The 26,026-nt window shown below is 57.3% G+C and carries 26 protein-coding genes, 2 tRNA genes and 1 other RNA gene; 13 read left to right on the top strand and 16 right to left on the bottom strand.

The features are described 5' to 3' along the window. From CDI07_RS08020 to CDI07_RS08035, 4 genes are read right to left on the bottom strand one after another with little or no spacing between them, the layout of a single operon-like run. On the bottom strand, positions 1–705 hold the full coding sequence (locus CDI07_RS08020) for a hypothetical protein (RefSeq protein ID WP_145954990.1): 705 nt from the start codon (positions 703–705) through the stop codon (positions 1–3). Positions 706–759: 54 nt separating this feature from the next. Then, a complete protein-coding gene (locus tag CDI07_RS08025; protein ID WP_088181122.1) occupies positions 760–1,551 on the bottom strand; it encodes an SDR family NAD(P)-dependent oxidoreductase in 792 nt (263 codons plus the stop codon). A 4-nt stretch (positions 1,552–1,555) separates the two neighbouring features. Then, on the bottom strand, positions 1,556–2,110 hold the full coding sequence (locus CDI07_RS08030) for a TetR/AcrR family transcriptional regulator (protein ID WP_088181123.1): 555 nt from the start codon (positions 2,108–2,110) through the stop codon (positions 1,556–1,558). After that, complete coding sequence (locus CDI07_RS08035; RefSeq protein ID WP_088181124.1) at positions 2,110–2,586, bottom strand: flavodoxin domain-containing protein; 477 nt, start codon at positions 2,584–2,586, stop codon at positions 2,110–2,112. The genes CDI07_RS08030 and CDI07_RS08035 overlap by 1 nt, the downstream gene beginning before the upstream one ends. Positions 2,587–2,682: 96 nt before the next feature. Here CDI07_RS08035 and CDI07_RS08040 point away from each other — a divergent pair, with 96 nt between their 5' ends. Next, positions 2,683–3,855: a nicotinate phosphoribosyltransferase gene (locus CDI07_RS08040; RefSeq protein WP_088181125.1), complete on the top strand. Its 1,173-nt coding sequence runs from the start codon at positions 2,683–2,685 to the stop codon at positions 3,853–3,855. A gap of 70 nt (positions 3,856–3,925) precedes the next feature. Here the strand turns inward: CDI07_RS08040 and CDI07_RS08045 are convergent, their stop codons facing one another. The 3 genes from CDI07_RS08045 to CDI07_RS08055 form a co-directional block, all read right to left on the bottom strand. Beyond that, the gene (locus CDI07_RS08045) at positions 3,926–4,129 is read right to left on the bottom strand and encodes a ferredoxin (RefSeq protein ID WP_014013325.1); all 204 of its coding nucleotides are present in this window, start codon (positions 4,127–4,129) and stop codon (positions 3,926–3,928) included. A 131-nt stretch (positions 4,130–4,260) separates the two neighbouring features. Then, entirely contained in the window at positions 4,261–4,791 is a 531-nt protein-coding gene (locus CDI07_RS08050) for a metal-sulfur cluster assembly factor (RefSeq protein WP_088181126.1), read from the bottom strand. Positions 4,792–4,854: 63 nt separating this feature from the next. Beyond that, on the bottom strand, positions 4,855–5,595 hold the full coding sequence (locus tag CDI07_RS08055; RefSeq protein WP_088181127.1) for an ATPase: 741 nt from the start codon (positions 5,593–5,595) through the stop codon (positions 4,855–4,857). 108 nt (positions 5,596–5,703) lie between these two features. Between CDI07_RS08055 and bpsA the strand changes: the two genes are divergently transcribed. Both bpsA and CDI07_RS08065 read left to right on the top strand, forming a co-directional pair. Then, positions 5,704–6,759, top strand: a complete 1,056-nt coding sequence (gene bpsA, locus CDI07_RS08060) for a N(4)-bis(aminopropyl)spermidine synthase (RefSeq protein ID WP_088181128.1) — start codon at positions 5,704–5,706, stop codon at positions 6,757–6,759. Further along, entirely contained in the window at positions 6,756–7,433 is a 678-nt protein-coding gene (locus CDI07_RS08065; RefSeq protein ID WP_088181129.1) for a nucleotidyltransferase domain-containing protein, read from the top strand. Before bpsA ends, CDI07_RS08065 begins: the two co-directional genes overlap by 4 nt. A gap of 3 nt (positions 7,434–7,436) precedes the next feature. On the opposite strand, the gene CDI07_RS08070 is transcribed toward CDI07_RS08065, so the two are convergent. The 8 genes from CDI07_RS08070 to ffs form a co-directional block, all read right to left on the bottom strand. Beyond that, the gene (locus CDI07_RS08070; protein WP_088181130.1) at positions 7,437–9,254 is read right to left on the bottom strand and encodes an aldehyde ferredoxin oxidoreductase family protein; all 1,818 of its coding nucleotides are present in this window, start codon (positions 9,252–9,254) and stop codon (positions 7,437–7,439) included. 189 nt (positions 9,255–9,443) lie between these two features. Then, a complete protein-coding gene (locus CDI07_RS08075; protein ID WP_088181131.1) occupies positions 9,444–10,571 on the bottom strand; it encodes a tungsten cofactor oxidoreductase radical SAM maturase in 1,128 nt (375 codons plus the stop codon). Positions 10,572–10,720: 149 nt separating this feature from the next. Further along, positions 10,721–10,798, bottom strand: a tRNA-Gly gene (locus CDI07_RS08080). Between the two features lie 13 nt (positions 10,799–10,811). Then, positions 10,812–10,888 (bottom strand) — tRNA-Phe (locus CDI07_RS08085). A 91-nt stretch (positions 10,889–10,979) separates the two neighbouring features. Then, positions 10,980–11,699 carry a 7-cyano-7-deazaguanine synthase QueC gene (gene queC / locus CDI07_RS08090; protein WP_088181132.1) on the bottom strand — a complete coding sequence of 240 codons (720 nt, stop codon included), beginning with the start codon at positions 11,697–11,699 and terminating at the stop codon, positions 10,980–10,982. 44 nt (positions 11,700–11,743) lie between these two features. Further along, positions 11,744–12,646 carry a dihydroorotate dehydrogenase gene (locus CDI07_RS08095; protein WP_088181133.1) on the bottom strand — a complete coding sequence of 301 codons (903 nt, stop codon included), beginning with the start codon at positions 12,644–12,646 and terminating at the stop codon, positions 11,744–11,746. A 36-nt stretch (positions 12,647–12,682) separates the two neighbouring features. Continuing rightward, positions 12,683–13,681 carry a pyridoxal-phosphate dependent enzyme gene (locus tag CDI07_RS08100; RefSeq protein WP_088181134.1) on the bottom strand — a complete coding sequence of 333 codons (999 nt, stop codon included), beginning with the start codon at positions 13,679–13,681 and terminating at the stop codon, positions 12,683–12,685. A gap of 49 nt (positions 13,682–13,730) precedes the next feature. Beyond that, positions 13,731–14,044, bottom strand: an RNA gene (ffs, locus tag CDI07_RS08105) — signal recognition particle sRNA. A gap of 124 nt (positions 14,045–14,168) precedes the next feature. Here ffs and CDI07_RS08110 point away from each other — a divergent pair. The 10 genes from CDI07_RS08110 (at position 14,169) to CDI07_RS08155 (ending at position 24,747) form a co-directional block, all read left to right on the top strand. Further along, positions 14,169–15,605 (top strand): FAD-dependent oxidoreductase, encoded by a 1,437-nt coding sequence (locus tag CDI07_RS08110; RefSeq protein WP_088181135.1) that lies wholly within the window; start codon positions 14,169–14,171, stop codon positions 15,603–15,605. After that, positions 15,602–16,105, top strand: a complete 504-nt coding sequence (locus CDI07_RS08115) for a 4Fe-4S binding protein (RefSeq protein WP_088181136.1) — start codon at positions 15,602–15,604, stop codon at positions 16,103–16,105. The genes CDI07_RS08110 and CDI07_RS08115 overlap by 4 nt, the downstream gene beginning before the upstream one ends. A 5-nt stretch (positions 16,106–16,110) precedes the next feature. Further along, on the top strand, positions 16,111–16,383 hold the full coding sequence (locus CDI07_RS08120) for a (2Fe-2S)-binding protein (RefSeq protein WP_088181137.1): 273 nt from the start codon (positions 16,111–16,113) through the stop codon (positions 16,381–16,383). Beyond that, a complete protein-coding gene (locus CDI07_RS08125; RefSeq protein ID WP_088181138.1) occupies positions 16,376–17,542 on the top strand; it encodes an FAD-binding oxidoreductase in 1,167 nt (388 codons plus the stop codon). The genes CDI07_RS08120 and CDI07_RS08125 overlap by 8 nt, the downstream gene beginning before the upstream one ends. 90 nt (positions 17,543–17,632) lie before the next feature. After that, positions 17,633–18,310 (top strand): UMP kinase, encoded by a 678-nt coding sequence (pyrH, locus tag CDI07_RS08130; protein ID WP_088181139.1) that lies wholly within the window; start codon positions 17,633–17,635, stop codon positions 18,308–18,310. A gap of 72 nt (positions 18,311–18,382) precedes the next feature. Further along, a complete protein-coding gene (locus CDI07_RS08135; protein WP_088181140.1) occupies positions 18,383–20,164 on the top strand; it encodes a potassium channel family protein in 1,782 nt (593 codons plus the stop codon). Between the two features lie 46 nt (positions 20,165–20,210). After that, positions 20,211–21,530: an NAD(P)/FAD-dependent oxidoreductase gene (locus CDI07_RS08140; protein WP_088181141.1), complete on the top strand. Its 1,320-nt coding sequence runs from the start codon at positions 20,211–20,213 to the stop codon at positions 21,528–21,530. Then, positions 21,531–22,379: a prenyltransferase gene (locus CDI07_RS08145; protein WP_088181142.1), complete on the top strand. Its 849-nt coding sequence runs from the start codon at positions 21,531–21,533 to the stop codon at positions 22,377–22,379. Between the two features lie 50 nt (positions 22,380–22,429). Beyond that, on the top strand, positions 22,430–24,175 hold the full coding sequence (locus CDI07_RS08150; RefSeq protein WP_088181143.1) for an endonuclease/exonuclease/phosphatase family protein: 1,746 nt from the start codon (positions 22,430–22,432) through the stop codon (positions 24,173–24,175). Between the two features lie 32 nt (positions 24,176–24,207). Continuing rightward, a complete protein-coding gene (locus CDI07_RS08155; RefSeq protein WP_088181144.1) occupies positions 24,208–24,747 on the top strand; it encodes an RNA 2'-phosphotransferase in 540 nt (179 codons plus the stop codon). On the opposite strand, the gene CDI07_RS08160 is transcribed toward CDI07_RS08155, so the two are convergent. Continuing rightward, complete coding sequence (locus CDI07_RS08160) at positions 24,731–25,966, bottom strand: MFS transporter (protein WP_088181145.1); 1,236 nt, start codon at positions 25,964–25,966, stop codon at positions 24,731–24,733. The genes CDI07_RS08155 and CDI07_RS08160 overlap by 17 nt on opposite strands. Positions 25,967–26,026 lie beyond the last annotated feature (60 nt).

A 26,026-nucleotide genomic window follows, 5' to 3' on the forward strand; every position in this document is an offset into this window, starting at 1 on the left:
TCATTGCAGCTTTTTTGCAGGCACGGTCGTCTGGAACATTCTCTGGGAGAAACCTGGGGCCAGACTCTTCAGGAGGACCGTGTTCTCTATCAGGCTCTCTCTGTCCACTATGCCCTCGGTCAGGATCACGTAGTCGCTGACGCTGATTATCCAGGAGTGGAGCTCCCGGGGTATGGTGTCCCTGTTGACTATGAAAATCGTCCAGTGGTCGTAGCCCTCCTTCAGCAGCCTCTCGGAGCGGATGAGGTACTGGAGCGTCATGTTCTTCAGGAACTTCCCTCCAAACAGCTCGTAGAGGCCGTCCAGGGTCGCTATGGCCCCCACGACCCTTCTGTTTTTGAGGTCGTATCTGGCCTGTATCTCGTCCATAACCTTCTCTATCCGCGGGATTATGAGGGTTCTATCGACGGTCTCGATGGGATAGACGAAGTCGAGCCCGGTCTGCTCGTTGAACAGGTCTATAACGGCCAACCGTCCGTTTTTTCCGGCCTCAACGATGTCGAATCCTGCCGACCTTGCCCTCTCCCAGAGCTTCCTAACGGGAACCGTGGTGTTCATGATGAGTCCAAAGGCGCCCCCCTCAATCTCCCTTTTGAGGTACTCCACACCTATCTTCCAGCCGAGGCTGTACTGGCCGTAGGAGACCAGAAGAACCCCTCCGGGGATTACCTCGCCGATATCAAAATCCTTGCGCATCGGCCCCACCGAAGGAGATTCGGAAGGCCGCGTTAATAATGTACTGGTACAACGCTCTAAAGCTTACGTCGAGAGGAACCCGCCGTCCACGGGGATTACCGCCCCGTTGACGTAGCTCGCCAGGTCGCTCGCCAGGAACAGCATGACCCTGGCTACCTCATCCGGCTGGCCGAAGCGGCCCATCGGGAGGCGCGCGTTGAAGTTGAACGAGATGCTTATTTTCTCCATGTCGAACTTCATTATCGCCTCCTTCTTGAGCCTCTTCACACCCTCTGTCTCTATGCCCCCCGGAACCACCACGTTGGCCCGGATTTTCTTGCCATAGTCCCTGGCTATCGCCCTGGTGAGGGCAACCACGCCAAGTTTGGCCGCGTCGTAGTGGGCAAGACCCTTGGCAAAGGGGAGAAAAGCTTCTATCGAGCTCACGTTGATTATCACCCCTCCCCTGTCCTTCCTCGCCCTGACGAAGTGCTGACACATCCAGAAGACGGAGTCGAGGTTTATCGCCATGACCTTCTCGTAGAACCCCTCGTCGACCTCCGTGAAGTCCTTGAACCAGTATACGCCGGCGTTGTTCACCAGGATATCCGGCTCCCTGCCCTTCAGGGCCTCCCAGAGCGCGTCCACCTCGATCTTTTTCGAGAGGTCAACGCGGTGAATGCCAACCTCGACGCCGAACTCCTCGGCGAGCGACTTGGTCTCCCTCAGGCCAAATTCGTCTATATCTACAAGCTCCAGGTCGGCACCGGCCTCCGCGAAGCGAAGTGCCGTCGCACGGCCTATTCCAGATGCCGCGCCGGTTATCAGGGCCCGTCTCCCCTTCAGGGAGATGAGATCGCCCAGAGACCTTTCCATAAACTCATCCCTCCATAATCCTCAAGACCTCTTCCTTCATGTCCTCGACTTCGAAGAGCTTCCCTCCCGAGAGGAGGTGGTGAAGGGCGAGGCCATCCACCAGCGCCCCCAGGAGCAGGGCCTTCTTCTCCGGCTCCCTCGCGCCTGCATCCCTGAGAACGCTGGACACCGAGCCTATGTACCGTCCGTAGAACTCGTCCCAGTCGGCGGTTCTGTTCAGTCTCAGGCTCTCCTCGTACAGCTCCAGGAAGAAGCGCGACAGCTTCGGACTGGTCGTTATCAGCTCAAACGCTGCATCCACGAGGGTTTCAAGCTTCTCCCTGCCCGAGAGTCCCTCCAGCCTCGCCGTGAGGTTCTCCAGCCACTCGTCGAGGAGCGTGAACAGGACGGTTCTGGCGAGGTCGTACTTGCTCGGGAAGTGGTGGAAGAGGCCGCCCTTTGAGAGGCCTGCTTTTTTCGCTATCTCCTCCATGGAGACGTCGTGGTAGGACTTCTCACTGAACAGCTCGAGGGCAGATTCCACTATCCTTCTCCTGGTTTCCTCTCCCTTCATCCCCATCACCCCGGATGCTCGATTCCGAGCCCTCTTCCATCTTCGAAGGCCTCAACGACCCGCATTATCCAGCCCCTGGCTTCGTCTATCGTCCCTTCGTTCTCACCCAGTATCCAGCCGTCGAAGACCCGGGCGGCGATTATCCTCCCCTCGATGGGCTCGGTCATCATCCTGAGGTACCTCCGCTCGGTGTATCTCCTACCGAGCTTCCCGAACCTGTCGGCTATGCAGAGTATGAAGACCGCGACCTTCTTTCCTTTCAGGCCGTTCTTCGATGCGATGAACCTCCCGATTCCCGGTAGGGGACGTTCGTAGTAGATGGGCGCCCCGATGACCACGAGGTCGCAGTCATCAACGTCCGGATCCTGCCCCGCGTTCCATGCACGGGCTTCGAAGCCTCTCTCCCGGAGGGCCATTTCCATCGCCCGCGCCACCCTCTCGGTCGAGCCCCTCTTGGAGTCGTAGACTATGCAGACCTTCATTATTTCACCTACCGACCGGTCGGTTTTTAGTCTTATAAGCCTTTTCCCGGAAAGCCTTAAATCGGATGGCGAGAACTCCCTATCAGGTGAGGAGAAATGAGAGACTTCTACATCGCCCACGAGGAGGATATCAAAGCCGGAAAGACCACTGACGTTTACTTCATCAGGACGAAGAAGATACTCGTCGAGAAGGGCATCCACAGGAAGGTTTTCGCCGACGTGACAACGACTTCCCTTCCGAAGGGCTGGAAGTGGGGGGTTCTGGCTGGGATTGAAGAGGTCGCAAAGCTCCTTGAGGGGCTCCCCATAAACGTCTATGCGATGCCGGAGGGAACGATATTCCACCCCTACGAGCCCGTCCTCCAGGTAGAGGGCTATTACAAGGAGTTTGGAATCTACGAGACCGCTTTGCTGGGAATGCTCAGCCAGGCCACGGGAATAGCCACCGCCGCACTCAGAACGAAGATAGCGGCGGACTTCAAACCTGTCTACTCCTTCGGCATAAGGCACATGCATCCGGCAATAGCGCCGATGATAGACCGCTCGGCATTCATAGGCGGCTGCGACGGTGTCAGCGGCGTTCTGGGTGCTGAGATGATGGGGGAGAAGCCCGTCGGCACGATGCCCCACGCGCTCATCCTCGTCGTTGGCGACCAGGTGAAGGCCTGGAAGTACTTCGACGAGGTCGTTGAGCCCGAGGTTCCGAGAACCGCTTTGGTGGATACGCTCTGTGACGAGAAGTTCGAGGCCCTGATGGCTGCAGAAGCCCTGGGCGAGAGGCTCACAGCGGTCAGGCTCGACACCCCGAGCTCCAGGAGGGGCAACTTCAGGAGGATAATCGAGGAGGTCCGCTGGGAGCTCGACCTCAGGGGTTACGAGCACGTCAAAATCTTCGTGAGCGGCGGTCTCGACGAGGAGAGCATAAGGGAGATAGTGGACGTTGTCGATGCCTTCGGCGTTGGAGGCTCGATAGCGAGCGCCAAGCCCGTTGACTTCTCGCTCGACATAGTTGAAATTGAGGGGAAGCCCATCACCAAGCGCGGCAAGCTCAGCGGAAGGAAGCAGATATACCGCTGCGAGAACGGCCACTACCACCGCGTTCCAGCGGGCAAAAAGCTCGAACGCTGCCCGGTCTGCGGGGCGAAGGTTGAGCCGCTCCTCAAACCGCTCATCGAGAACGGTGAGATAGTGGCGGAGCTGCCGAAGGCGAGGGAGATAAGGGAGTACGTGCTCGAGCAGGCCGAGAAGTTTGGACTTGGCCTGGAGTGACTTCCTCTTCTTTTAAATCTTCCAGGACTTTCAGAAAAGCGGGCCCAATGAAGGGGAAAAAGAAGAGGCTTCAGGCCTCCTCGACGTAAATGCAGCTGACCGGGCAGGCCTCAGCGGCCTCGACGGCGCAGTTGTAGAGGTTCTCGTCCTCGATAACCTCGACGATGACAACGCTCTTGCCCTCATCGTTCATCTCGAAGATGTCCGGGCAGAGGCTGGCACAGATGGCATCTCCGATACAAACGTCCTGGTCAACCCTAACCTTCCAAGCCATGGGAACATCACCGGAGTTAGATGAACCCAGGCGAATATAAACTTTTCGTCGAGGAAAGGACTCCGAAAGACGAAAATACGTGGAAAAGGGGAGCAAACCGCCCGTTGATGAACAAAAATTGACAGAATGGGTCAGTAGAGTCCAAGCCTCTTCTTGTACTCCGGGCTGATTCTGTCGGGCGTCCAGGGCGGGTCGAAGGTTAGCTCGATTTCGGCGTCCTTAACGCCGGGGATTTCGAGAACCTTGTCCTCAACGGCGCGAAGAATCCACATCGTGAGCGGACAGCCCGGGGTCGTCATCGTCATCTTCACGTACACGGTTTTATCCGGCCTGACCTTTAGCTCGTATATGAGGCCGAGGTTGACGACGTCGATGCCGATTTCGGGGTCTATGACCTCCTTGAGCTTCTCAAGGATCAGCTCCTCGCTCAGCTCGGCGTTCTCTTCGGCCTTCATCTCCCTCTCGCGGTTTATCGTTATCGTGCCAACCCCTTCAAGCTTTCCGAGCTCCGCATTGAGCCTTATCAGCACGTCGTCGATGTTCGGGGTGTCCTTCGCGAGGGTGACCGCTACGTCTCCCTTCTCGTTCACCTCAACGGATTTTACGAACTTCTCGTCAACGATAGCTTTAACGACGTTCTCAACTTCCTCTTTCGTGACCATTATTCACCACCTGGGTGAAGTTCCGGATGACAGATTTAAACCTTTTGGGTCAGAAATGAGTAACTATCTGGACAGCACGTCCAGTATCAGCGCCTCGGCCATCTCGGGGGTTATTGCCCTGGCGCGGAGCTCCCGGAGAATCCTCTGCATGGCGAAGCGCTTTACGCTCGGCGTCTTTCTGAACGTCTCCCAGAGGAGGGGACAGCCGAATTTGAGGTCGTATCTGCCCCCAATGATCTCGATTATCTCGGCCTTGTCCAGGGCTAAGAACGCTGGAAGGTTCAGGGTAATAACTCCCCCGGTTTCGTAGATCGAGATGAGGCCTGAGCTGAGCAGATCGCCGCTGGCGAGGATTTTTATCCCGTTTTCCTTCGCGTACCCCTCCACGGCGGCCATTACCATCGAGTGGCACTTGCCGCAGATCGGCGCGCCCTTCTCCATCTGGGCCGTGATTACCTCAAGGTATCCGGGAACCTCGACGAAGACGGCCCCCAGCTTCTCTGCCCTCTCTATGACCGCCTCGTTCATCTGGGGAAGCCTGGCCGTTACGGGCACCACCTCAAAGCCCGCCCAGCGGAGTATTTTGAGCGCGGCCGTGCTGTCGGAACCGGCGGAGAATGCCAGGGCCATCTTAACGCCGACCGGAGAGCGGTCGAAGTCCTTCCCGCCCAGTCGGTATTCTATCAAGGCCTTCAGGCGGGAATAGGCTTCTTCGCCGATTTTCCCCCTAACCCTCTCAAGGGCCTCCAGGTTGTACTCGAGGCGGTAGCGCTTGACGAACTCGTCTCCCACTGGCTTTATCATCGAAGGCCACTAAACGCCCCACTTATTAAACTTGCCGCTGGGAAAACCTTAAAAGAGACCCACCCTAACCCCGTTCACGAACCTAAAATGCTTCTGGAGGTGCTTGCGATGAGGGAGATAGTGGAAAAGGTTAGGGAGAAGACGAGCATCCCCGTTTACGAGAGAACCGTCGAGAACGTTCTGAGCGCCATCCAGGCGAGTGGAGACGTCTGGAGAATCGTTGACCTCAGCGAGGAGCCGCTCCCGCTCGTCGTTGCCGTTGTCACCGCACTCCACGAGCTCGGCTACGTGGCCTTCGACGGCCCGAGCGTCGTCCTCACCCAGAGCGGCAGGAAGCTGGTGGAGAAGTATGGAATAGGGCCCAGGAAGGACTACACCTGCTCCCACTGCGAGGGCAAGACGGTCGAGCTGAGTGCCTTCAGCGACCTTCTCGAGCAGTTCAAGGAGATAGTCAAGGACAGGCCGCAGCCCAAGCACGACTTCGACCAGGCCTACGTTACCCCCGAGACCACCGTCGCTAGGATAGCCCTCATGCACACGCGCGGGGACCTTGAGAACAAGGAGGTCTTCGTCCTTGGCGACGACGACCTGACCAGCATAGCCCTCATGCTCAGCGGCCTTCCGAAGCGCATTGCCGTCCTCGACATCGACGAGCGTCTCGTGAAGTTCATCGAGAAGACCGCCGACGAGCTCGGCTACGAGAACATCGAGATGTTCACCTTCGACCTCCGCGAGCCGCTCCCGGACTACGCGCTCCACAAGTTCGATACCTTCATCACCGACCCGCCCGAGACGGTTGACGCCATAAGGGCGTTCGTCGGCAGGGGAATAGCGACGCTCAAAGGACCCGGCTGCGCCGGCTACTTCGGCATAACGAGGCGCGAGAGCTCTCTCGACAAGTGGAGGGAAATTCAGAGGGTTCTCCTCAACGAGTTCGGGGTCGTCATTACCGACATCATCAGGAACTTCAACGAGTACGTCAACTGGGGCTACGAGGAAGAGACCCGCGCCTGGAAGCTCCTGCCGGTCAAGGTCAAGCCGTCCTACAACTGGTACAAGAGCTACATGTTCAGGATTCAGACCCTCGAGGGCTCGAAGGGCTTCGAGGACAGGATTACCGTCGGCGACGAGCTCTACAACGACGAAGAGGCCTCGACCACATGAGGGCCGAAAGGCTCGCGGACTGCATACGGGAGAAACTCGGCCGGATTCCCGGCCTCCATTCCCTCATTCTGTACGGTTCCCTCGTTAGGGGCGACTTCGTTCCAGGAACGAGCGACGTAGACTTCTTCGCGGTCCTTGAGGACGGAACCGACCCAGAGTCCATTCTCCGGGAGATAAAGCCGGTTCTCGAGGAGTGCTCATCGTCCCTCAACCCGGTGGAGGTTGACGTCGCCTGGGAATGGCTCTCAAATCTAAGCGACCCCCTCAACCTGGGCTATCCCTACAAGTTTCTTACTGTCTACCAGCGGGATTTCAGAGAAAATCATGCGGTTCTGCTCGGGGAGGACGTGGTTGACATCATTCCGGAGTATTCCCTGGACGAGCTCCTCCCCGGAAGGCTGGAGGGCCTTTTGAGGAACCTCGAGCGCTTTTCGGGGAACCTGAAGATGCTCCACATCCTGGCCGGTGAAACGGCAAGGCTGATGGCCTTTCTGAACGGCTCCAGCCTCGCGAAGGAGGACGTGCTGGGCGCCCTGCGGGAACTCGGGGATGAGGACGCCGTGAGGATATACAGCGCCTACCTCGACGGCAGGAGGACGGAATTCGACGAGCGGTTCCTCAGGAAGTTCGTGCTATCCAGGGTGAAGAAAATGGCAGAAAAGGTGAGAAGATAGGGATCAGAGCTCTTCGATTCCGAGCTCCTTCATCTTCTCCTCGGTTATCTTTCCGTCCTCGGTCCAGCCGCGGAACTTGTAGTACTTCGGAAGCATCAGGTGCAGCCTGACGACGTGCCCCTTGTTCGGACCGTTCCTGACGGGCTCCTCGAGGAGCCTCTTGGGCAGGGTGTCCTCCTTGAGCGGGTCGAGACCAGCGCGGAGGTTGAAGAGCCTCTCGGCGTTCCAGATGCGCTCGCCTATCTTGAGGTACTCCTCGGTTGAGAAGTCCCAGCCGGTCGCGGCGTTTATCATGTCGCGGTAGTCGTCGGCACCGAGACCGAAGGTCGTGAAGACACACAGTCCTGCCGCGTCGATGAGAGCCGTGAGGTCCTGGAAGAGGATGACCATCTTGACCTTCTCGTCGCCGATGTCGTGCGGGTCCATCTTGTACGGGTAGCCGAGTATCTCGGGACTTATCATGTACTGCTTGATGTGGCAGCCGCCACGGTTGTTGGTGGCGTAACCGAGGCCGTGTCCCTCGGCTCCACGCGGGTCGTAAGCCGGAAGCTCCTGCTTCTTGACGCCCATGAAGTACTCGGTGTGACCGTACATCTCGGCCAGGCGGTAGCCGCCCTCGGCCAGCTTGTCTCCGAAGCCCTCCCTCTTGGCGATCTTCTCGATGTAGTAGTGCAGAACCTCCGTGTTGCCCCACCTAAACGGGGGAGCCTCCTCTCCGAGGTCTTCCTGCTTGAGGATGCCCTTCTCGTAGAGCTCCATCGCCGTTGCGAGGGTTCCGCCAAGGCTTATGGTGTCCATACCATACTCGTCCGCCATGTGGTTGGCGTGGATTATGCTCGCTAGGTCGTTTATGCCGTTGTGGGCACCGAGCGCCCAGATGCTCTCGTACTCCGGTCCCTCGGTAACTCCAAGGGTCGGGAGCTTGTTGACCCTGCCACAGCCGATCGGACAGGCGTAGCACGGCTTGTTCCTGATGAGGTACTTCGCGGTCATGGCCTCACCGCTCTGCTCCTCCGCGTACTCGAACTGGCTGTACTGGAAGTTCTTCGTCGGATACAGGCCGTTCTGGTTGATGATGTTGACGAGAACGGCCGTTCCGTACTTCGGCAGGCCTCCGCCTGCAACGGGGTCGTTCCTCAGCTTGTCGGTCTTCTCCTTGACGACGCTCGTGAACTTCGCCCTGTCGGCGACCTCAACGCGCTTGTGGCCGCGAACGACGATGGCTTTCAGCTTCTTGCTTCCCATGACGGCTCCAACGCCGCCCCTTCCTGCCGCCCTGTGCTCGTCATTCATGACGGCCGCGAACTTTACGAGGTTCTCGCCGGCGGGTCCTATGAGCGCGGCCCTTATGCGCTTGTCTCCGATCTCCTCCTTGAGGGCCTCCTCGGTCTCGGTTGAGGTCTTGCCCCAGAGGTGGCTCGCGTCTCTGAGCTCGACACTCTCGTCGTTGATGTACAGGTAAACCGGGTGGTCGGAGGCACCCTCAACTATGATGGCGTCCCAGCCGGCAAACTTCAGCTCCGCACCGAAGAAGCCGCCGGAGTTTGCCATGGCGATGTAACCGGTCAGCGGGCTCTTGGTGATGACCATATACCTTCCACCGGTCGGGGCGGTCGTTCCCGTCAGTGGGCCGGTGGTGTAGATAATCTTATTCTCCGGGCTCAGCGGGTCCGCGGTTGGGTCCATCTCCTTGAGGAGGAAGTATATGCCAAAACCTCTGGTACCCAGCCACTTCTTCGCGAACTCCTCGTCAAAGTGCTCTTCCTTAATGGTTCCGTCCGTCAAGTTCACTCTCAAAATTTTTCCCCAATACGCAAACATATTTCGAAGCCTCCAGCAGTTCTTGGAAGCATTTTTGTACATTGATGCTAATAAATTTGACGAAAGCAAAAGAATGCAACATTGATGCTATGATAAGCACATTAGTTTAACAAACATCGAGGCGAATTTTTTCGAACTTAAAAGTTTGGGGACGGATGAAAAAATGTTGATAAAAGCATGAATTTAACTTCACCAATACCCTTTCATGCCTTTTTCGGGTATCGGGCAGAGCACTATGCGCCTCGCCCAGAGGCAGTCGGCGCAGCTCGGCTTGTTGCTCCAGCAGTCGGACTCAGTGTCCCACACAAAGGAACAGGACTCGTTGAGCGGACAGTCCGCGCAGCTTGGGTACAGCGAATTCTTGACGACGAAGCGGAACCAGGAGTAATCCCTGCTGGTCCATATCTCTTTCAGGCTCTTCTCCTTAACGTTCCCAAAGGAGTACGCTATTACCCTCTTCTCCCTTCCGAAGACTATCTCCGGATAGGTGTGCAGGAAGCGGTAGCACGGGGCGACCTCGCCGTCCCACCGTATGACGGCCACGTTCTTCTCCACGAACTCGCAGTGCCTCTCCGTCCTCAGGGAGAACTCCGCGAGCTTGTAGATGTAGCCGTGGTATACGGCCTCGAGCTTGTCCACTATCGGCTTCATGTCAACGCTTCCGTCGTAGACTATCAGCTCCGCGTGCTCCTTCGTTATCGGAATCAGGTTTGAGATGAGGACGGTGTCCACGCCCAGCGACCCCACGTAGTGCACTATGTCTATGAGCTCGGTGTAGTTCTCCTTGGTGACCACCACCTCAACCCCTATGTGCGGGACGTCGCTTCCGAGCTTCTTCTTGACCTCCTGAATCTTCCTGATCCTGGAACCCGTCACATCTGGCTTTATGTGCCCTATGTCCACCGGTTGGGTGGGCACGGAGTCCACCGAGAAGTATATCAGATCGAGGCCGAGCTCAACGAGCTCCTCTATGCGTTTGTCAGTGAGAAGAAAGCCGTTGGTGCTTATTCCCAGCGCAAATCCTCTCCTCTTGACCTCCTTGGCCATGTCCATGAACCTCGGATGAACCGTAGGCTCGCCTATTCCTCCGAAGTATATCATCTCCAGCTCGGGAAGCTCCTCCGCATCGTCGAGTATCTTCATGAAGAGTTCCCAGTCCATATCCCCCTCGGGGTCCTCCCAGTACTGCTTGAAGCACATCTCGCAGCGGAGGTTGCACCTGTTGGTTATCTCGATGTAGAGATACTTCAAATCAGGTTTTTTAGGGATAAGAACGAAAGCGCCGTTGAGCTCGAACCTATGAGCGTCTTTCTCCAACGTAACCCACCTAAAGACGAAGTAAAACGGTGGCCTTTATAACGTTTAGTGGACAGATGTGGGCAGCGGAGAACCCTCGGATCAATTTAAGCCGGTGAAAACCGGAAAATAATGGCTGACGAGCTTGATCCGGGAGAAGTTTGTTAGAATGGTGCGGTGGCCGGGATTTGAACCCGGGTCACCGGCTTGGAAGGCCGGTGTCCTAGACCAGGCTAGACTACCACCGCGTTGCTGAGAAAGTGGTGGGGCGAGGGGGATTTGAACCCCCGACACCCGGATCTTCAGTCCGGCGCTCTCCCAGGCTGAGCTACCGCCCCACGCCCAATGGATAGGGTAGAGAGCGAATTTATAAATCTTGCGGTGGCTCAGAAACGGGGCCGTTGAAACGGAGAGGGTTTGGGGAGGAGGTCATATCCTCGGCTCCACGGCGTAAACGGTCCTGTCCTCCCCGATGGCCTCGATCAGACCGCGGTGGCGTCTCACACAGCTCTCGCACTGGCCGCAGTGTATCGGCTTGCCGTCCTCCGTGAAGCCCCTCGGCATGTAGCAGGAGTTGGAGTACTCGTACTTCGCGTCCAGCTCTTTGAGGAGTCTGGCTATGCCCTTCTTGTCAAGCTCTATGAGCGGAGCGACGACCCTCACATCGGCCATGGTTCCATACTTCAGCATCTCGTTCATCCTCTCGACGAACTCCGGGGTGTTGTCCGGGAACGTTGCCCCCTCTTCAGCGTTGAAGCCGACTATTATGTCCCCGCCTCCAAGGGCATCGAGGAGTGAAGCCACGACGCTTATCAGCACGACGTTTCTCGCCGGAACCCAGACGCTTTTCGCCGTCTCCTGTGCAACGCTCATGTCCTCAAGCTCCTCGGCGGTAACCTTCGGCGTCTCACCTCCAACGAGGGTCGTTCCGCGGAGCTTCGAGAACTCCTCGAGGAAGTCGAGGCGGATTATCTTCAGCGGAACGTCCAGCTCCTTTGAGAAGAACTCGGCAACTTTGTTCGTGACCCTCTCCTCGTTGCTTCCGTAGTTCACGGTGAGCATGATGACCTCGTCGTAGTTCCTCTTCGCCCAGTAGAGGCAGGCCGTCGAGTCAAGCCCACCCGAGAACAACACCACAGCGCGCTTCATACTATCACCCCACTGGATTAAAAGGAAAGCCTGGGGTTAAAAACCTACTCCAGCGCCAGGCCGACTATCTCCCTCACGCTCGAAAAGCCCTCGCTTTCGAGGTATCCAGCTATCCCCTCGTTTATCTCCCGGAATACCTTCCACCCGCGGAGCGAGACGGCCGTGCCGATCTGAAGGGCCGAGGCCCCGGCAAGGAGGAACTCCACAGCATCCTGCCACGTCGTTATGCCGCCGATGCCTATGACAGGGATTTCAAGCGTTCTCGCAAGGTCGTACACGGCCCTCAAAGCTACCGGCTTCACGCCCGGCCCAGAGTAGCCGCCGACGCGGTTGCTCAGGATTGGTTTCCTAGCGTAGACGTCTATAGCTATCGCCTTCAGCGTGTTTATCGCTGAGACGGCATCCGCCCCCGCTTTCTCCGCCGCCAAACCGAGCTTCGTGATGTCGTCTATGTTAGGCGTTAGCTTCGCGATGACGGGCTTATCCGTGGCGTCTTTAACTGCCCTGACCACTTCATAGACGTTCTCCGGCTTCTGGCCGATCTCCATGCCATAGCCCTTCGCATGGGGGCAGCTGAGGTTCAGCTCGAATGCATCGGCGACGTCGCTCAGCTTCTCCGCCAGGAAGGCGAACTCCCCCGGCGTTCCGCCGAAAATCGAGACTATGAGCGGGAAGTCAAAGGTGTATCCTTCGACCATCTCAAGGAAGCCCCTCCAGCCGGGGTTCGGCAGGCCCATCGCGTTTATCAGGCCGTAGGGAAGCTCCACAATCGTTGGATTGTCGTAACCTGCCCTCGGCTCGATTCCGATTGATTTGGTGACCACCCCGCCGGCGCCCTCCCCGTGCGCCCTTATCCACTGCTCGGGAACCTTGTCGTTTATTCCCGACGCGAGAATGAGGGGATTCTCGAACCTTATCCCGAAAAGCTCCATTTCAAGGCTGACCATCTTGACACCCCGAAGGCAAAAAGGTGGAGGATGGCTTTAAGGCTTTTCCATGAGCCTGAGCATCTCCTCTCCGTAGTGGAACAGGCCGGGGGTTCCTCCCGTGTGGATGAAGAGCACGGTTTCGCCGAGCTCGCCGGTCTGGGCCATCTCCATGAGGCCGTGGAAGGCTTTTCCGGTGTAGACCGGGTCGAGGAGTATTCCCTCAAGCTTCGCCACGAGCCTTATCGTTTCCCCCACCTCTTTCACAATCTTCCCGTAGGCGCCGAAGCTGTAGTCGTGTATCCTCGGCTTTTTGATCCTGCGCTTGGTTCCCAGAAGCTTCTGCGTCTCCTCGGCCAGTTCCACGACCCTCTCCTCCATGTCGCCGGCGAATATCCCGACACCCATTCCCACGGGCTCCGTCTCCACTCCAAGGAGGCTAAGGCCGAGGGTTATTCCCGCCAAAGTGCCGCCGCTGCCGACGGCGTCAACTACCGTGTCGAACTCGAGGCCAAGCCCGTTCGCCTGCGAGGCGATTTCTCCAACTCCCCTCACGTACCCGAGGGTTCCGATTGGGGAAGCGCCGCCTATCGGGATCAGGTACGGCTTTCTGCCCTCCGCCCTCAGCTCCTTGGCTATCTCCTCTGCCATAGGAATCAGGTCGGTCGTCTTCTCGGCCTCGAAGACCCTCGTTTCTATCCCGACCAGCTTGTCGAGGAGGTAGTTGCCCTTGAGCTCCTCCCTCCCGCGGAGAACGAGGAGAGCATCTAGACCTAAGCTCTTTGCGGCCAGGGCCGTCACGAAGGCGTGGTTCGAGTGGACCGCACCGAGGGTTATCACGGTATCGGCGCCCTTGGCTATCGCATCGCCCAGGAGGAATTCGAGCTTTCTTATCTTGTTCCCGCCGATTCCAAAGCCTGTGAGGTCATCGCGCTTGACGTAGACGTCAACGCCGACCATCGAGCTTATCTTCGGAAGGTACTGGATCGGCGTTTCCCAGCCGATGAGCTCCACCCTTGGAAACCTGGCGAGAAGAGAACCTATCTTTGGATGCATCTGGAATCACCGTACCTGAATACGCGAAGAAGCGCTAAAAGTTTAGTGGCGGCGGGCGCGCCCGGGGGTGGGAACCCTCCACCGTTCCCTTCCACCGGGGCTCGCTCACCCCCGCTACCCCACGAGCGCCGAACGTCCCGCCTACCGCTGCTCCCTTCCGGGCCTGGCGGGGTTCGGCGGGCAAAGGGAGTTAGCCCGGCCCTCCAGCCGAGCCCCTCCCACCGCCGGCCCCGTGGGACGAGGGATCACCGTTGTGCCCCGGCTTCCGGGGACGGCTTTGGGAACCGCCCCCCGGGCTTCGGCCCCGGCATATCGACGGTTTCCGGTTACAGGGGACGCCGAACCCCCCGGCCTAGCCCGCCGCCAGCTAACTTATCCGCCGCCCGATATATAAAGCTTTGGTACTCCCTGAAACCAAAGGTGAAGAACCTTCGGATTGAAAAATTTTCATAAATGCGTGAACGAATAGGTGCATGGGTGATACACCGTGCGCTTAACTGAGCATCCTGTTCTGCGTTTTGAGCGTGGCAGGGAGGTTACAATATACTTTGAAGGACGGCCGATCAAGGCATACGAGGGGGAAACGATAGCGACGGCCCTTCACGCCGCTGGCGTGAGGGTTCTGAACTACTCCGCCAACGAGAAGCGGCCCAGGGGGCTCTTCTGCGCCATCGGCAAATGCTCCTCGTGTCTGATGGTCGTGAACGGAATACCAAACGTTAGAACGTGCATAACCCTCGTTGAGGATGGCATGAGGATTGAACCCCAGCGAGGAAAGGCCAAGCTGCCGAAGGAGGCAAAGCCTCCGGAGTTCAAGGACGCGAAGGTCGTCAGGGCGGACGTCGTTATAGTGGGCGGCGGTCCTGCCGGTCTTATGGCAGCCATCCATGCTGCCGATGCAGGAGCGAGCGTAGTTCTTCTCGACGAGAACCCCATGCTCGGCGGCCAGCTCGTCAAGCAGACCCACAAGTTCTTCGGCAAGCGCGAGCAGTTCGCGGGAGTCAGGGGAGTAGAGATAGCCAAAATCCTTGAGGATGAAGCCAGGAAGCGGGAGAACGTTGAAATCTTCCTTGAAACCTCCGCCGTCGGCATCTTTCAGGAGGGCGACGAGAAGCTCGTTCTGGCCGTCAAGAACAACCGCGAGCTGATAGAGTTCCGCGGAAGGGCGGTCATAGTTGCCACCGGCGCGATGGAGAAGATGATACCATTCGAGAACAACGATCTGCCTGGAATCTACGGTGCCGGGGCAATTCAGACGCTCATGAACACCTACGGCGTCAAGCCCGGCGATAAGGTCCTAATCGTTGGAGCCGGAAACGTGGGACTTATTCTGGCGTATCAGCTCATCCAGGCCGGCGTCGAGGTGAAGGCGATAGTCGAGGCCATGCCGAAGGTCGGCGGTTACTTCGTCCACGCGGCGAAGGTTAGGCGCCTGGGCGTTCCGATACTCACGAGGCACACCATCTTGCGCGCCGAGGGGAAGGAGAAGGTCGAGAGAGCTATTGTTGCCCAGCTCGACGAGAACTGGCGGGTAATCCCCGGAACGGAGAGGACCTTTGAGGTCGACGTCATAGCACTCGCCGTCGGCTTGAGGCCCAGCATCGAGCTCCTCCACCAGGCCGGCTGCCAGATAATGTACGTCCGCGAGCTCAGCGGTCACGTGGCCGTCCGCGACGAGTGGATGGAGACCACCGTCAGGGGAATCTTCGTGGCTGGCGACTCCGCTGGGATAGAGGAGGCAACGACCGCGATGCTTGAGGGTAAGGTCGCAGGAATTGCCGCCGCGCTTCGGCTGGGCATAGCGGACAAGGGCTGGCTCAAGGAGATGGAGAAGGCCCAGAAAGACCTCCTGGAGTTCCGCTCCGGGCCCTTCGGCAGGCACGTGCTCGAGGGCATTAAGAAGGCTCTGGTGGTGAGAGAATGAGTGAGATTCCGGAGTACCTTAGAAAGGGCTACATCACCCCTGAGGAGCTTGAGAAGTTCATCCCCCTGCCGAGCGAGGAGAGGCTCAGGAAGAGGCCCGTTGCCGTTCCGGAGTGCCCGCAGGAGATACCCTGCGCCCCGTGCAGGGAGATATGCCCCACGGGGGCCATAAGCATGCCCACCCCGAACGACCTGCCGATAGTTGACTACGATAAGTGCATTGGCTGCTCCCTCTGCGTCCAAATCTGTCCAGGTCTGGCTTTCTTCATGGTGCACTACGTCGGCGACAAAGCTAGGATAACTATGCCCCACGAACTCCTTCCGGTTCCAGAGAAGGGCGAGGAGGTCGTTCTTCTCAACAGGGTCGGCGAGCCTGTTGGAACGGGGAAGGTGCTCACGGTCGTGCCGAGGGAGAAGAGCAAGGGTGACACGCCGATAATCATCGTCGAGGTGCCGGTAGAGCTGGCCTGGGACGTCCGCGCCGTGAGGGTTGAGAGGTGATTGAAATGGGGGGAAAGAAAATCGTCTGTCGCTGTAACGATGTCACCGTTGAGGAAGTCGAGGCGCTCATCGATTCCGGCGTCACCGACATCGAGGAGCTCAAGAGGCTTCTCCGCATAGGAATGGGCCCCTGTCAGGGAAGGACCTGCATTCCCATAGTGCTGTCGATCCTCGCGAGGAAGACCGGAAAGAGGCAGGAGGAGATACCGCTTCCAAAGGCTAGGGTCCCCACGAGGCCCGTTCGCGTAGAGGTCATAGTGGGTGGTGCCGATGAGTAAAATAGCCATCATCGGCGGCGGGATAATAGGCGTTGTCACCGCCTACGAGCTGGCGAAGCTCGGCGAGGAGGTAATCCTCTTCGAGAAGAACTACTTCGGCTCGGGCTCCACCTTCCGCTGCGCAACGGGAATCCGCGCCCAGTTCACGGACGAGGCGAACATCAGGCTGATGAAGCACTCCGTTGAGAGGTGGGAGAAGCTTGAGGAGGAGCTGGAGAGCGACATCGTCTTCAGGCAGACCGGCTACCTGTTCCTCGCCGCGAGCGGGGAGGAGGTTGAAGCGTTTAAGGCGAACATAAAGCTCCAGAACAAATTCGGTGTCCCCACGAGGCTCATCGACATGGACGAGGCCAAGGAGATAGTACCGATCCTCAACACCGAGCCCTTCTTGGCCGGAGCCTGGAACCCGAAGGACGGCAAGGCGAACCCCTTCAAGACGCTCTTTGCCTACCTTTTCAAGGCTAAGGAGTTTGGCGTCGATGCAAGGGAGCACACGGAAGTTGTTGGCTTCGAGCGCGAGGGTGATGCCATAAGGGCCGTGAAGTTCAGGAGCAACGGGAAGGTTGAGAGCGTTAAGGTTGACGCAGTTCTGAACGCGGCCAACGCCTGGGCGCCGCTCATCAACGAGATGGCCGGCTTAAAGCGGGACCTCGTTCCCATCACGGCATACAAGCACCAGCTCGTCAAGACCGAACCTCTGGAACCCGGACAGGCCGAGCCGCTGGTCTGCCCGCCGAGCTGGAACGACGCCTACATAATCCAGGACGGTGAGGACGGCGGAATAATCTGCGGTGCCGGGATAGAGCACAAGGCCAAGAGCCTCGACGACTACGAGCCGACCTACGACTTCCTGCGCGGCGTTCTGGAGTATGCCGTCAGAATCGCCCCGCCGCTGCGCTATGCTCACGTCGTTAGGCAGTGGGCCGGTTTCTACGCAAAGACGCCGGACAGCAACCCGGCCATTGGAAAGCTCCTCGACAACTTCTACATAGCGGCAGGCTTCAGCGGGCACGGCTTCATGATGGCGCCGGCCGTTGGAGAGGCGATGGCCGAGCTGATTTCAAAGGGCCGCTCGAAGGTTCCGCTCGACTGGGAGTGGTACGACCCGTACCGCTTCGAGCGCGGCGAGCTCCGTACGAGCGCCTTCCAGATAGGCTGAGCCTTTTCACTTTCTCCGTCCCTTCTTTTAACACCCCTGCGGCAAGAAAAAGGTTATAAAGGAGCCCCGATTAGCATCGTGAGGGTCATCATGAGGATAGTCTTCGATATAGGCGGTTCGGTTCTCGTTCCCGACGACCCGGACGTTGATTTTATCGGGAAGATGGCTTACGAGCTCATCAAGATAAGCGAGGATCACGAGGTTGCCGTGGTAGTCGGCGGCGGAAAGGTAGCGCGCAAGTACATCAAGGCCGCGAAGACCTTCACGCCCAACGAGACCTTCAAGGACTACATCGGCATACACATCACCCGCGCCAACGCGATGCTTCTCATAGCGGCGCTTGGCGAGAAGGCCTATCCCTTCGTAATCCAGGACTTCCGTAAGGCCTGGGAGGTCATCCAGCTCAAGAAGATACCGATAATGGGCGGAACGCATCCGGGCCACACCACGGATGCCGTCTCGGCTCTCCTCGCGGAGTACCTCCAGGCAGACCTTCTCGTCGTGGTGACGAACGTTGACGGCGTCTACGACAGCGATCCGAGAAAGAACCCGAACGCGAAGAAACTCGACAGGATAACCTTCGACCAGCTCGTTGAGATCGCGATGCAGGCCGAGAGCAAGGCCGGGGGAAGCGGCGTCGTCGATGCCCTCGCCGCTAAGTTCATCCAGCGCGGCAAGATAAAGACCTACATCGTGGGCAAGAAGGACGCCTACCACCTCTTCGACGTTGTGAAGGGGAAGCACAGCGGGACTGTTGTTGAGCCGTGAGGTTCTTTTTCTCTTGTTCCTTGTTCTATTCCAGACGAAAGCTTTTATAGTTCTGACGCGTAAGATGCATCCATGTGCAAGATGGCGCACTTTGGGAACTGCGACCCCGAAACGGCTGACCAGGAGTATTGTATTTTTCACAAGCCGGACAAGAGTGAGGAGGAAGCGGTTGAGTTTTACAGGAAGTTTCTGGAGAGGTTCAAGCCGAGGGTTGAGGAGATTGAGGTTGATGGGACTACAATAAAGAGATTGGTTTTTGAGAGACCTGTAGATGCGAGAGGTTTTGTGTTTCCGGAGATTCCACGTTCAGTAGGGTTTTCATTTGAATATACTACCTTCAAGGAAGATGTTAATTTTTCACATGGAATCTTCGAATCAGGAGTATCCTTTATGGAATCCATATTTATAGGAAATGCAAAGTTTGACCACGTAACGTTTAAGAGGAACACATACTTTCCTTTTGTTAAGTTTCTTGGGGGGGTTAGTTTTTTTGCCTCGGTATTTTTAGATGATGTTCACTTTGATCGCACTATCTTTTCCAAGGGTTCAGAAAAATATCTTAATTTCATGTGGGTTCGATTCAAGGGTGATGCTTATTTTCATAACTGCTCTTTTAGGGGAAATGTTGATTCTCGCGACACAATTTTCCACAAAACAGCTTATTTCTCCCGGAGTACATTTGACGGATGGGTTAAACTTTATGGTGCCACCTTCAAAGGAGAAACAGATTTTAGTGAATGCTCGTTTTTGAGAGATTTCGTTGTCACAGATGCCAATTTCTTTGAAACTGTTTCATTTGCAGGTTCCAAATTTGGAGAATCCTCCAATCTTGAAAGTTGGGTGAATCTTTCAAATGTGGTATTTTCAAAGGGAGTAAGGTTTGATGAATGCACATTTAACCTCCCATTTCACCTCCACCAGGTTGAGTTCAAGGAAGAGGTTTCATTCGAGACTTCAGAGTTCAATAGAGAGATAGTTTTCTCTAATGTTGTGTTTAGTGATTATGTTAGTTTTAGCGAGGCTATATTCAGGGCGCCTTCAATATTTGGACAACTGAGTATTGGAATGATACCCGTGCTTGAGTATAGTGGAATAGCTATTGAAGAAGACCCTGACTCGCCAGTAATTTTTAAGGGTCCAACAAATTTCTCTGCCTCAGTATTTGAGGGGTACTCCTATTTTGAAGGAACTGTTTTTAAAGAAGATGTCTCCTTTGAGGGAGCTTCATTTAACGAGCCGATCTCTTTTCAAGGAAAACCCGAAAATGAAAAATTCAAATTCCATGGCAAGCTTGATTTCTTTCATGTAGACATTCGAAAAGGCATTGACATTGACATCCCAAGCGAATGGTTCAAGCTCCCCGAAGCGGAAATCGAAGCCCGTCGTGTTCAGCGTCTCACTTACGAAAAAGAAGGCAAGCGAGAGGAAGCAGATAGGATGTTCGTCCTCGAAATGCGCGCTAAGCGTAGGGCTCGGCTAAAAAACGCACAAGGCAAGTTAAGCAAAGTTAAAGCCTATGTTCATAATTTCGTGGAATGGCTACTGGCAGATTTGCCTTCAGAATACGGCACGAACTGGGTTCGACTGTTCCTATTTTCGTTGCTTGTAATCATTGGAAACGCCGTTCCCTACACGATATGGAGCAAACTAATTGAAGGCTTTCCTGAAACTTCGAGCTACTTTATCCGCTTCGCCAACGCCCTCTATTACTCCCTCGTCACCTTCACGACCCTCGGCTACGGCGACATGCATCCGACCGGCTGGCTTAAAGCTTTGAGTGCAATCGAAGCCCTAACCGGAGCCGTTTTCATGGCGCTCATCGTTGCAGTGATAGCAAGAAAGTGGATGCGCTGACTCAATCCTTTTATACCTCCTCGCCCTTCTCAAGCTGGTGGTGCTCATGAAAATCGTGGTCGTCGGTTCTGGCACAGCAGGAAGCAACTTCGCGCTGTTCATGCGCAAGCTCGACAGGAAGGCCGAGATAACCGTCATCGGAAAGGAGGAGACCATGCAGTACTCTCCCTGTGCCCTGCCGCACGTCATCAGCGGCACGATCGAGAAGCCCGAAGATGTTATTGTCTTCCCGAACGAGTTCTACGAGAGGCAGAAAATCAACCTCATGCTCGGAACTGAGGTCAAATCCATCGACCGCGAGAGGAAAGTCGTGGTCACCGATAAGGGCGAGGTTCCCTACGACAAGCTCGTTCTGGCTGTGGGCTCGAAGGCCTTTGTCCCGCCGATCAAGGGCGTTGAGAACGAAGGAGTGTTCACCCTCAAGAGCCTCGACGACGTGAGAAGGATTAAGGCCTACATCGCTGAGAGGAAGCCGAAGAAAGCGGTGGTCATCGGTGCTGGTTTAATAGGCCTCGAAGGGGCCGAAGCCTTCGCGAAGCTCGGCATGGAGGTTCTGGTCGTCGAGCTTATGGACAGGCTCATGCCGACCATGCTCGACAAGGACACTGCAAAGCTTGTCCAGAAGGAGATGGAGGAGCACGGCGTTTCCTTCAGGTTCAACGAGGGGGTTAGCGAGATAATCGGCAGTCCGGTTAGAGCCGTGAAAATAGGCGACGAGGAGGTTCCAGCCGACCTCGTTCTCGTCGCCACCGGCGTCAGGGCGAACACAGACCTCGCAAAGGCGTCGGGCCTAGACGTGCACTGGGGCATCGTGGTGAACGAGCACCTCCAGACGAGCGACCCGGACATATACGCGATAGGCGACTGCGCTGAGGTAATCGATGCGGTAACCGGCGAGAGAACGCTCAGCCAGCTGGGAACGAGCGCGGTGAGGATGGCAAAGGTTGCCGCTGAACACATAGCCGGAAAGGACGTCTCCTTCAGGCCGGTCTTCAACACGGCGATAACCGAGCTCCTCGGCCTTGAGATAGGCACCTTCGGGATAACCGAGGAGCGGGCGAAGAAGGCGGGGGTTGAGATAGCCGTCGGCAAGTTCAAGGGCTCCACCAAGCCGGAATATTATCCGGGTGGAAAGCCGATAACGGTCAAGGTCATCTTCAGGAAGTCGGACAGGAAGCTCATCGGCGCTCAGATAGTCGGCGGCGAGCGCGTCTGGGGCAGGATAATGACCCTCTCAGCCTTAGCCCAGAAGGGGGCGACCGTTGAGGACATCGTTTACCTCGAAACCGCCTACGCACCGCCGATAAGCCCGACGATAGACCCAATAACCGTTGCCGCCGAAATGGCCCTCAGGAGGTTCCGCTGAGTGGAGCTTCGGGCTCTTTTCTCCCTTCTTCGCCCCAAGTTCGCCCTCCCATCAATCGTTCCCGGGTTAGTTGCGTTCACCATAGCGCGCTACCACTACGGTGTTTTCTTCACGGTGGATTTTCTCATTGCAATGCTCGTGGTGTTCCTTGTAACCTCCGCAGGCCTCGTCATCAACGAGTACTACGACTACGAGCTCGACGTCCTCGCGAACAGAACAGAGCTTCCCCTCGTGAGCGGAAAGGTGAGCCTCAGAACGGCCAAGCTGCTCGGCTACGGCCTCTTTCTTCCGGCAATTCTTCTCACTGGGATAATATCCCTCAGGGCCATCGCAATAACCCTCGTCGCATCTTTTCTCGCGATTGCCTACTCGGCCCCACCGCTACGCTTCAAGGCGAGGCCACTCGTTGACTCCCTCACCAACGGCCTCACCTACGGACCGGTTACGATGGGGCTCGTCTTTGAGTCCCTCGGTCTTCCCGTCAGATGGGCCGTTGTCTACTCTCTTCCCTTCCTCGTCCTCCTCTCAGCGGGGCACATGCTCCTCGCGATCCCCACGATAGAGGAAGACCTCTCGCTCGGTGCGAGGACTTCTGCGGCCCTGCTCGGCCGGGAGAGGGGGATAAGGGTCGGGATGCTCCTCTTCGCGGTTTCTTCCGTAATGGTGGTTGCGTACTGCATCCCCGGCTACTATCCGGTCGCTTCCCTCTCCTTCCTCCCATTCATGGCCTATTCCGTCCTTCAGCTCAGGAGATGGCTCCACGGGGCCGATCGGGGGGAGGTCTTCAGAAGGATGGAAGTCGCCCTCCTCCTCGGGGCGCTGGCGTTCCTGCTGCCCTTCTTCCTCTGAGTGGACAAACTTTAAGTCCTCAAAGACCAACTCCCTTCTTAGGTGATTCCATGAAGGTCGCTGAAAGGGATAGAATCCTCCTCGGTCTCGGAACCGGAGTGCTGCTCGCTTCGAGCATGAGAATCTTCGTCGCTGGAGCGTACTCAAGCGTTGAAAAGACGTTCTTCTACGGTGTCATGTTCCCGTCTTTCCTGGGGCTGGTTCTCCTGATCATCGCATCCTTCCTGGTCGGACGGCTGAGCAGAAAGGCCGGGGCAGTGATAATGGCCGTCTATGCGCTTGCACTCCTATTTAGCGATGCAACGGAATACCTCCACCTAATAGCGGCCTTCGCCCTGCCCCTGTCCCTGGCGCTCGTCAAGGAGCTGGACGTCAAGTATCTTGCCTTTGGACTGGTCGCGGACTTAGCGCTTCGAGTTCTAGCCGTCGGCGGCGAACCCATCGACTTCCCGTACACCGGGGCGATCTTGGCCATTCTCCTTCTCCTGGGTGCCTACGCCCTCTGGCACGAACCGGGAACGCTCAAGAAGCCCGGTTTCGGGCTCTACGCCTTTGCGATACTCCTCGGACTGGGCCTCATCTACCCCAACGCCGTGCTGCGCTACTCTGGAATCAACGTCTACTACCTCCCCAAGTTCATCGGCGTTTCGATAATTCTGGCCGCCGCGCTTCTTTTGGGCCCCTATCTGGCGAAGAGGCCGAACCTGGCGGCCCTCCTTCTCCTGATTGGCTCCGCCACGCTCTTCATCAAACCCCTCTCGCTGATCGGCCTGCCCCTTGCCCTCGCCTCTGCCATAGCCCTCGTTGAGGGTGCCAAGGGAAGCAGGGGAGGAATCCTCGGCTCGATATACTTCATCCTCATCGGCTTCCTCGGGCTCGGCGTCTACGTCGGCAGGGACATAGGGGTTCCTTTCATGGAGAACAACATGGAGGTCCTAATCTTGGCCGCCTCGGCCGTCTACGCCCTAAGCGCCTACGGGAAGAGCGTGGAGGTGAAGCTCCCGAGTGCCAAAGAGATAGCCGGCCCCCTACTGGGGGTCATCCTCGCCTCGATCGTTGTCCTCGCCGCCTTCCACACCGGGCCGAGCTACGCTGGAGGCAAGAGGGAGGTTCTCCTCTGGACCTACAACCTCCACCAGGGACTCGGCCCCTACGACGGCACGTTCAACGGGCACGAGCTCCTGAACCTGCTTGACGAACAGAAACCCGACGTTCTGATGGCCCAGGAGGTTGCCGGCGGCATGATAGGAAGTGCCTACGTCGACCTTCCGCTCCTGATATCGGCCCGCTTCGGCTACGCCTATGAGTACAAGCCGGCCATAGAGGGAACCTACGGAATAGCGGTCTTCTCCCACTGGCACATGAAGACCGAAGGTGAACTCAACCTTCCGAGCGTGGGACAGGCGAGGCCCGCTCAGAAGGTCTCCATCGAGGAGCTGGGAATAACGGTGGTGAACGTTCACATGGGCCTCAGCGAGGAAGAAAGGGCCATGCAGGCGGAGGAGCTTTTGAAGTTCGCCGAGAGCTCGCCGGTGGCCCAGATAATAGCCGGCGACACCAACGCCGAGCCAGACGAGAAGGCCATCGAGATACTCACTCGCGACTACCGCGACGCCTTCCCCGAGAGGCCGCCCTACACATTCCTCTGGGAGCGCAACGGGGTGGTTGATAAGGAGAACATCGACTACATACTGCTCAAGAACGACTGGCCGGCTGAGGTAAAGGACTACGGCTGCCTCTGCGACGTCCTCGTGTCCGACCACAGGCCAGTGTGGGCTCTCATTGAGCTGCCGTGAGGTTTTTTTATCTTCCCCTCCCACTTTTCTCCATGCCGCCGAGGGTCAAGGTTAGCAGGCTGATGGCCTACATTCTCCGCCACTCGCCGGAGGAGTTCGGCCTAAAACCCGACGTCGAGGGTTTCGTACCGCTGAGCGAACTCGTCAGAGCGCTCCAGAAGGTTTATCCGGACGTTACCGAGGATTTTGTGCGTGAGATCGTAGAGAGGGACGCGAAGGGGCGCTACGAGATAATGGAGGATAAAATCCGCGCCCGCTACGGCCACAGCTTTCCGGTCTCTTTGAACCACGAAGAGGACACCGAGTCAAGGGTTCTCTACCATGGCACGCCGAGGAGGAACTTAGGGCGGATTCTGGGGGAAGGACTTAAGCCGATGAAGAGACAGTTTGTTCATCTGAGCACGAGCAGAAGCGAGGCCCTCGAAACCGGCAGGAGACACGGGAGGGACGTCGTTCTGCTCATCATCGACGCCGACTGCCTGAGGAGGAAGGGCTTGAAAGTCTACAAGGCCGGAAAGAACGTGAGGATAGTAGAGAAAGTCCCGCCGGAGTGCATCACCCTGGCAGTCTGAGGGCTAGGATAAAGGCCAGCCCGAGTGGAATCAGCGTGCTGAGGAAGTTCAGCGTGAAGCTTATTCCAGAGAGGTAGCCCCCGATTAGCGGCCCTATCACCCAGCCGAGGCTCATCATGGCGTTGAGCAGGCCCATAGCCTGGCCGCGTTCGCTCACCTTCACCCTCTCGGCGACGTAGGTAGATGCCGAGTTCAGCGTCATCGACCACTTCACGCCCGAGATGAAGGCGACGGGGAGCATCAGGTAGATGTTCTTCGCGAAGGCGTATCCTAGGAAAGCTGCCGCGTAGCCGGCTATGGCGAGCAGGTAGAAGTTCCTGGCGCCGTGCCTGTCTATCAGCTTCCCGATGTAGTAGCCGCTGAGCGCAGCCGCGAGGGAGTCTATGCCGAAGAGAATCCCGACCCACTCATCGCCGAAGGTCTCGCCGAAGTAGACCGAGACCACCGAGTAAACCTGTCCGCTCGCTATCATCGCCAGCAGGACGCTGAGGTAGAAGAGGCCAAGCTCGCCCCTCATGAGCTTCCCGAGGGCTGTTTTCCTGACCGTCACCCTTTCGCTCTCCCGGCCCTCCTGGGGGATAAGGAGCAACCTGGGTGCCCTCCTCCCCCTCGGCCTCTCGCGCATGGCCAGGGCTATCGCTGTGGAAACAACGAGCAAGACTCCGGAGAACACGAATATCCCATCTATCCCAGTTCTCTTCACGAGGAAGCCGCCGAGGAAGTTGCCCACCATAAAGCCGGAGTTCTCGACGGTGGAGAAGATGCCGTAGGCCGAGCCTATCCTCGTGGAGAGCTCGGCTATGAGGGCCGACTTGGCAGGCATCATAGCCGAACCCAAAGCTCCCTGGGTCGTCCTGAGGGCTAGGAGGGCGAGGGGAGTCGAGACGAGCGCCATTGCGGTGTAGAATAACCCGGTCGAGAACAGGCCGAGGGCTATGAAGCCCTTCCTGTTGCCGGTCGAGTCCGAGAGCCAGCCGAAGGGATACTGGAAGACCGTCGAGGTCAGGTTGAAGGCGACGCTCAGGAGGCCGACTATCAGCATCGTTCCGCCGAGGAGGCGCATGTAGACGCTCAGGTAGGGGAAGGCCATGCCGAAGGCGACGTTGGCGAGGAACATGGAGACGGCTAACAGGAGGACGTTCTTCCTCTTCACCTTCAGCCTCCTCAGCTTCCCCGCCTTCTCCCTGCGCCCCTGCAGTACCGTCAGTTCCCTCCTCATCGGCCGGCCCTAACGGAAAGCCTCTTATAAAACTTCTCCCAATGATTCACGGGTGAAACC

The organism is Thermococcus sp. 5-4 (assembly GCF_002197185.1).
In the GTDB taxonomy this organism is placed as follows: domain Archaea; phylum Methanobacteriota_B; class Thermococci; order Thermococcales; family Thermococcaceae; genus Thermococcus; species Thermococcus radiotolerans.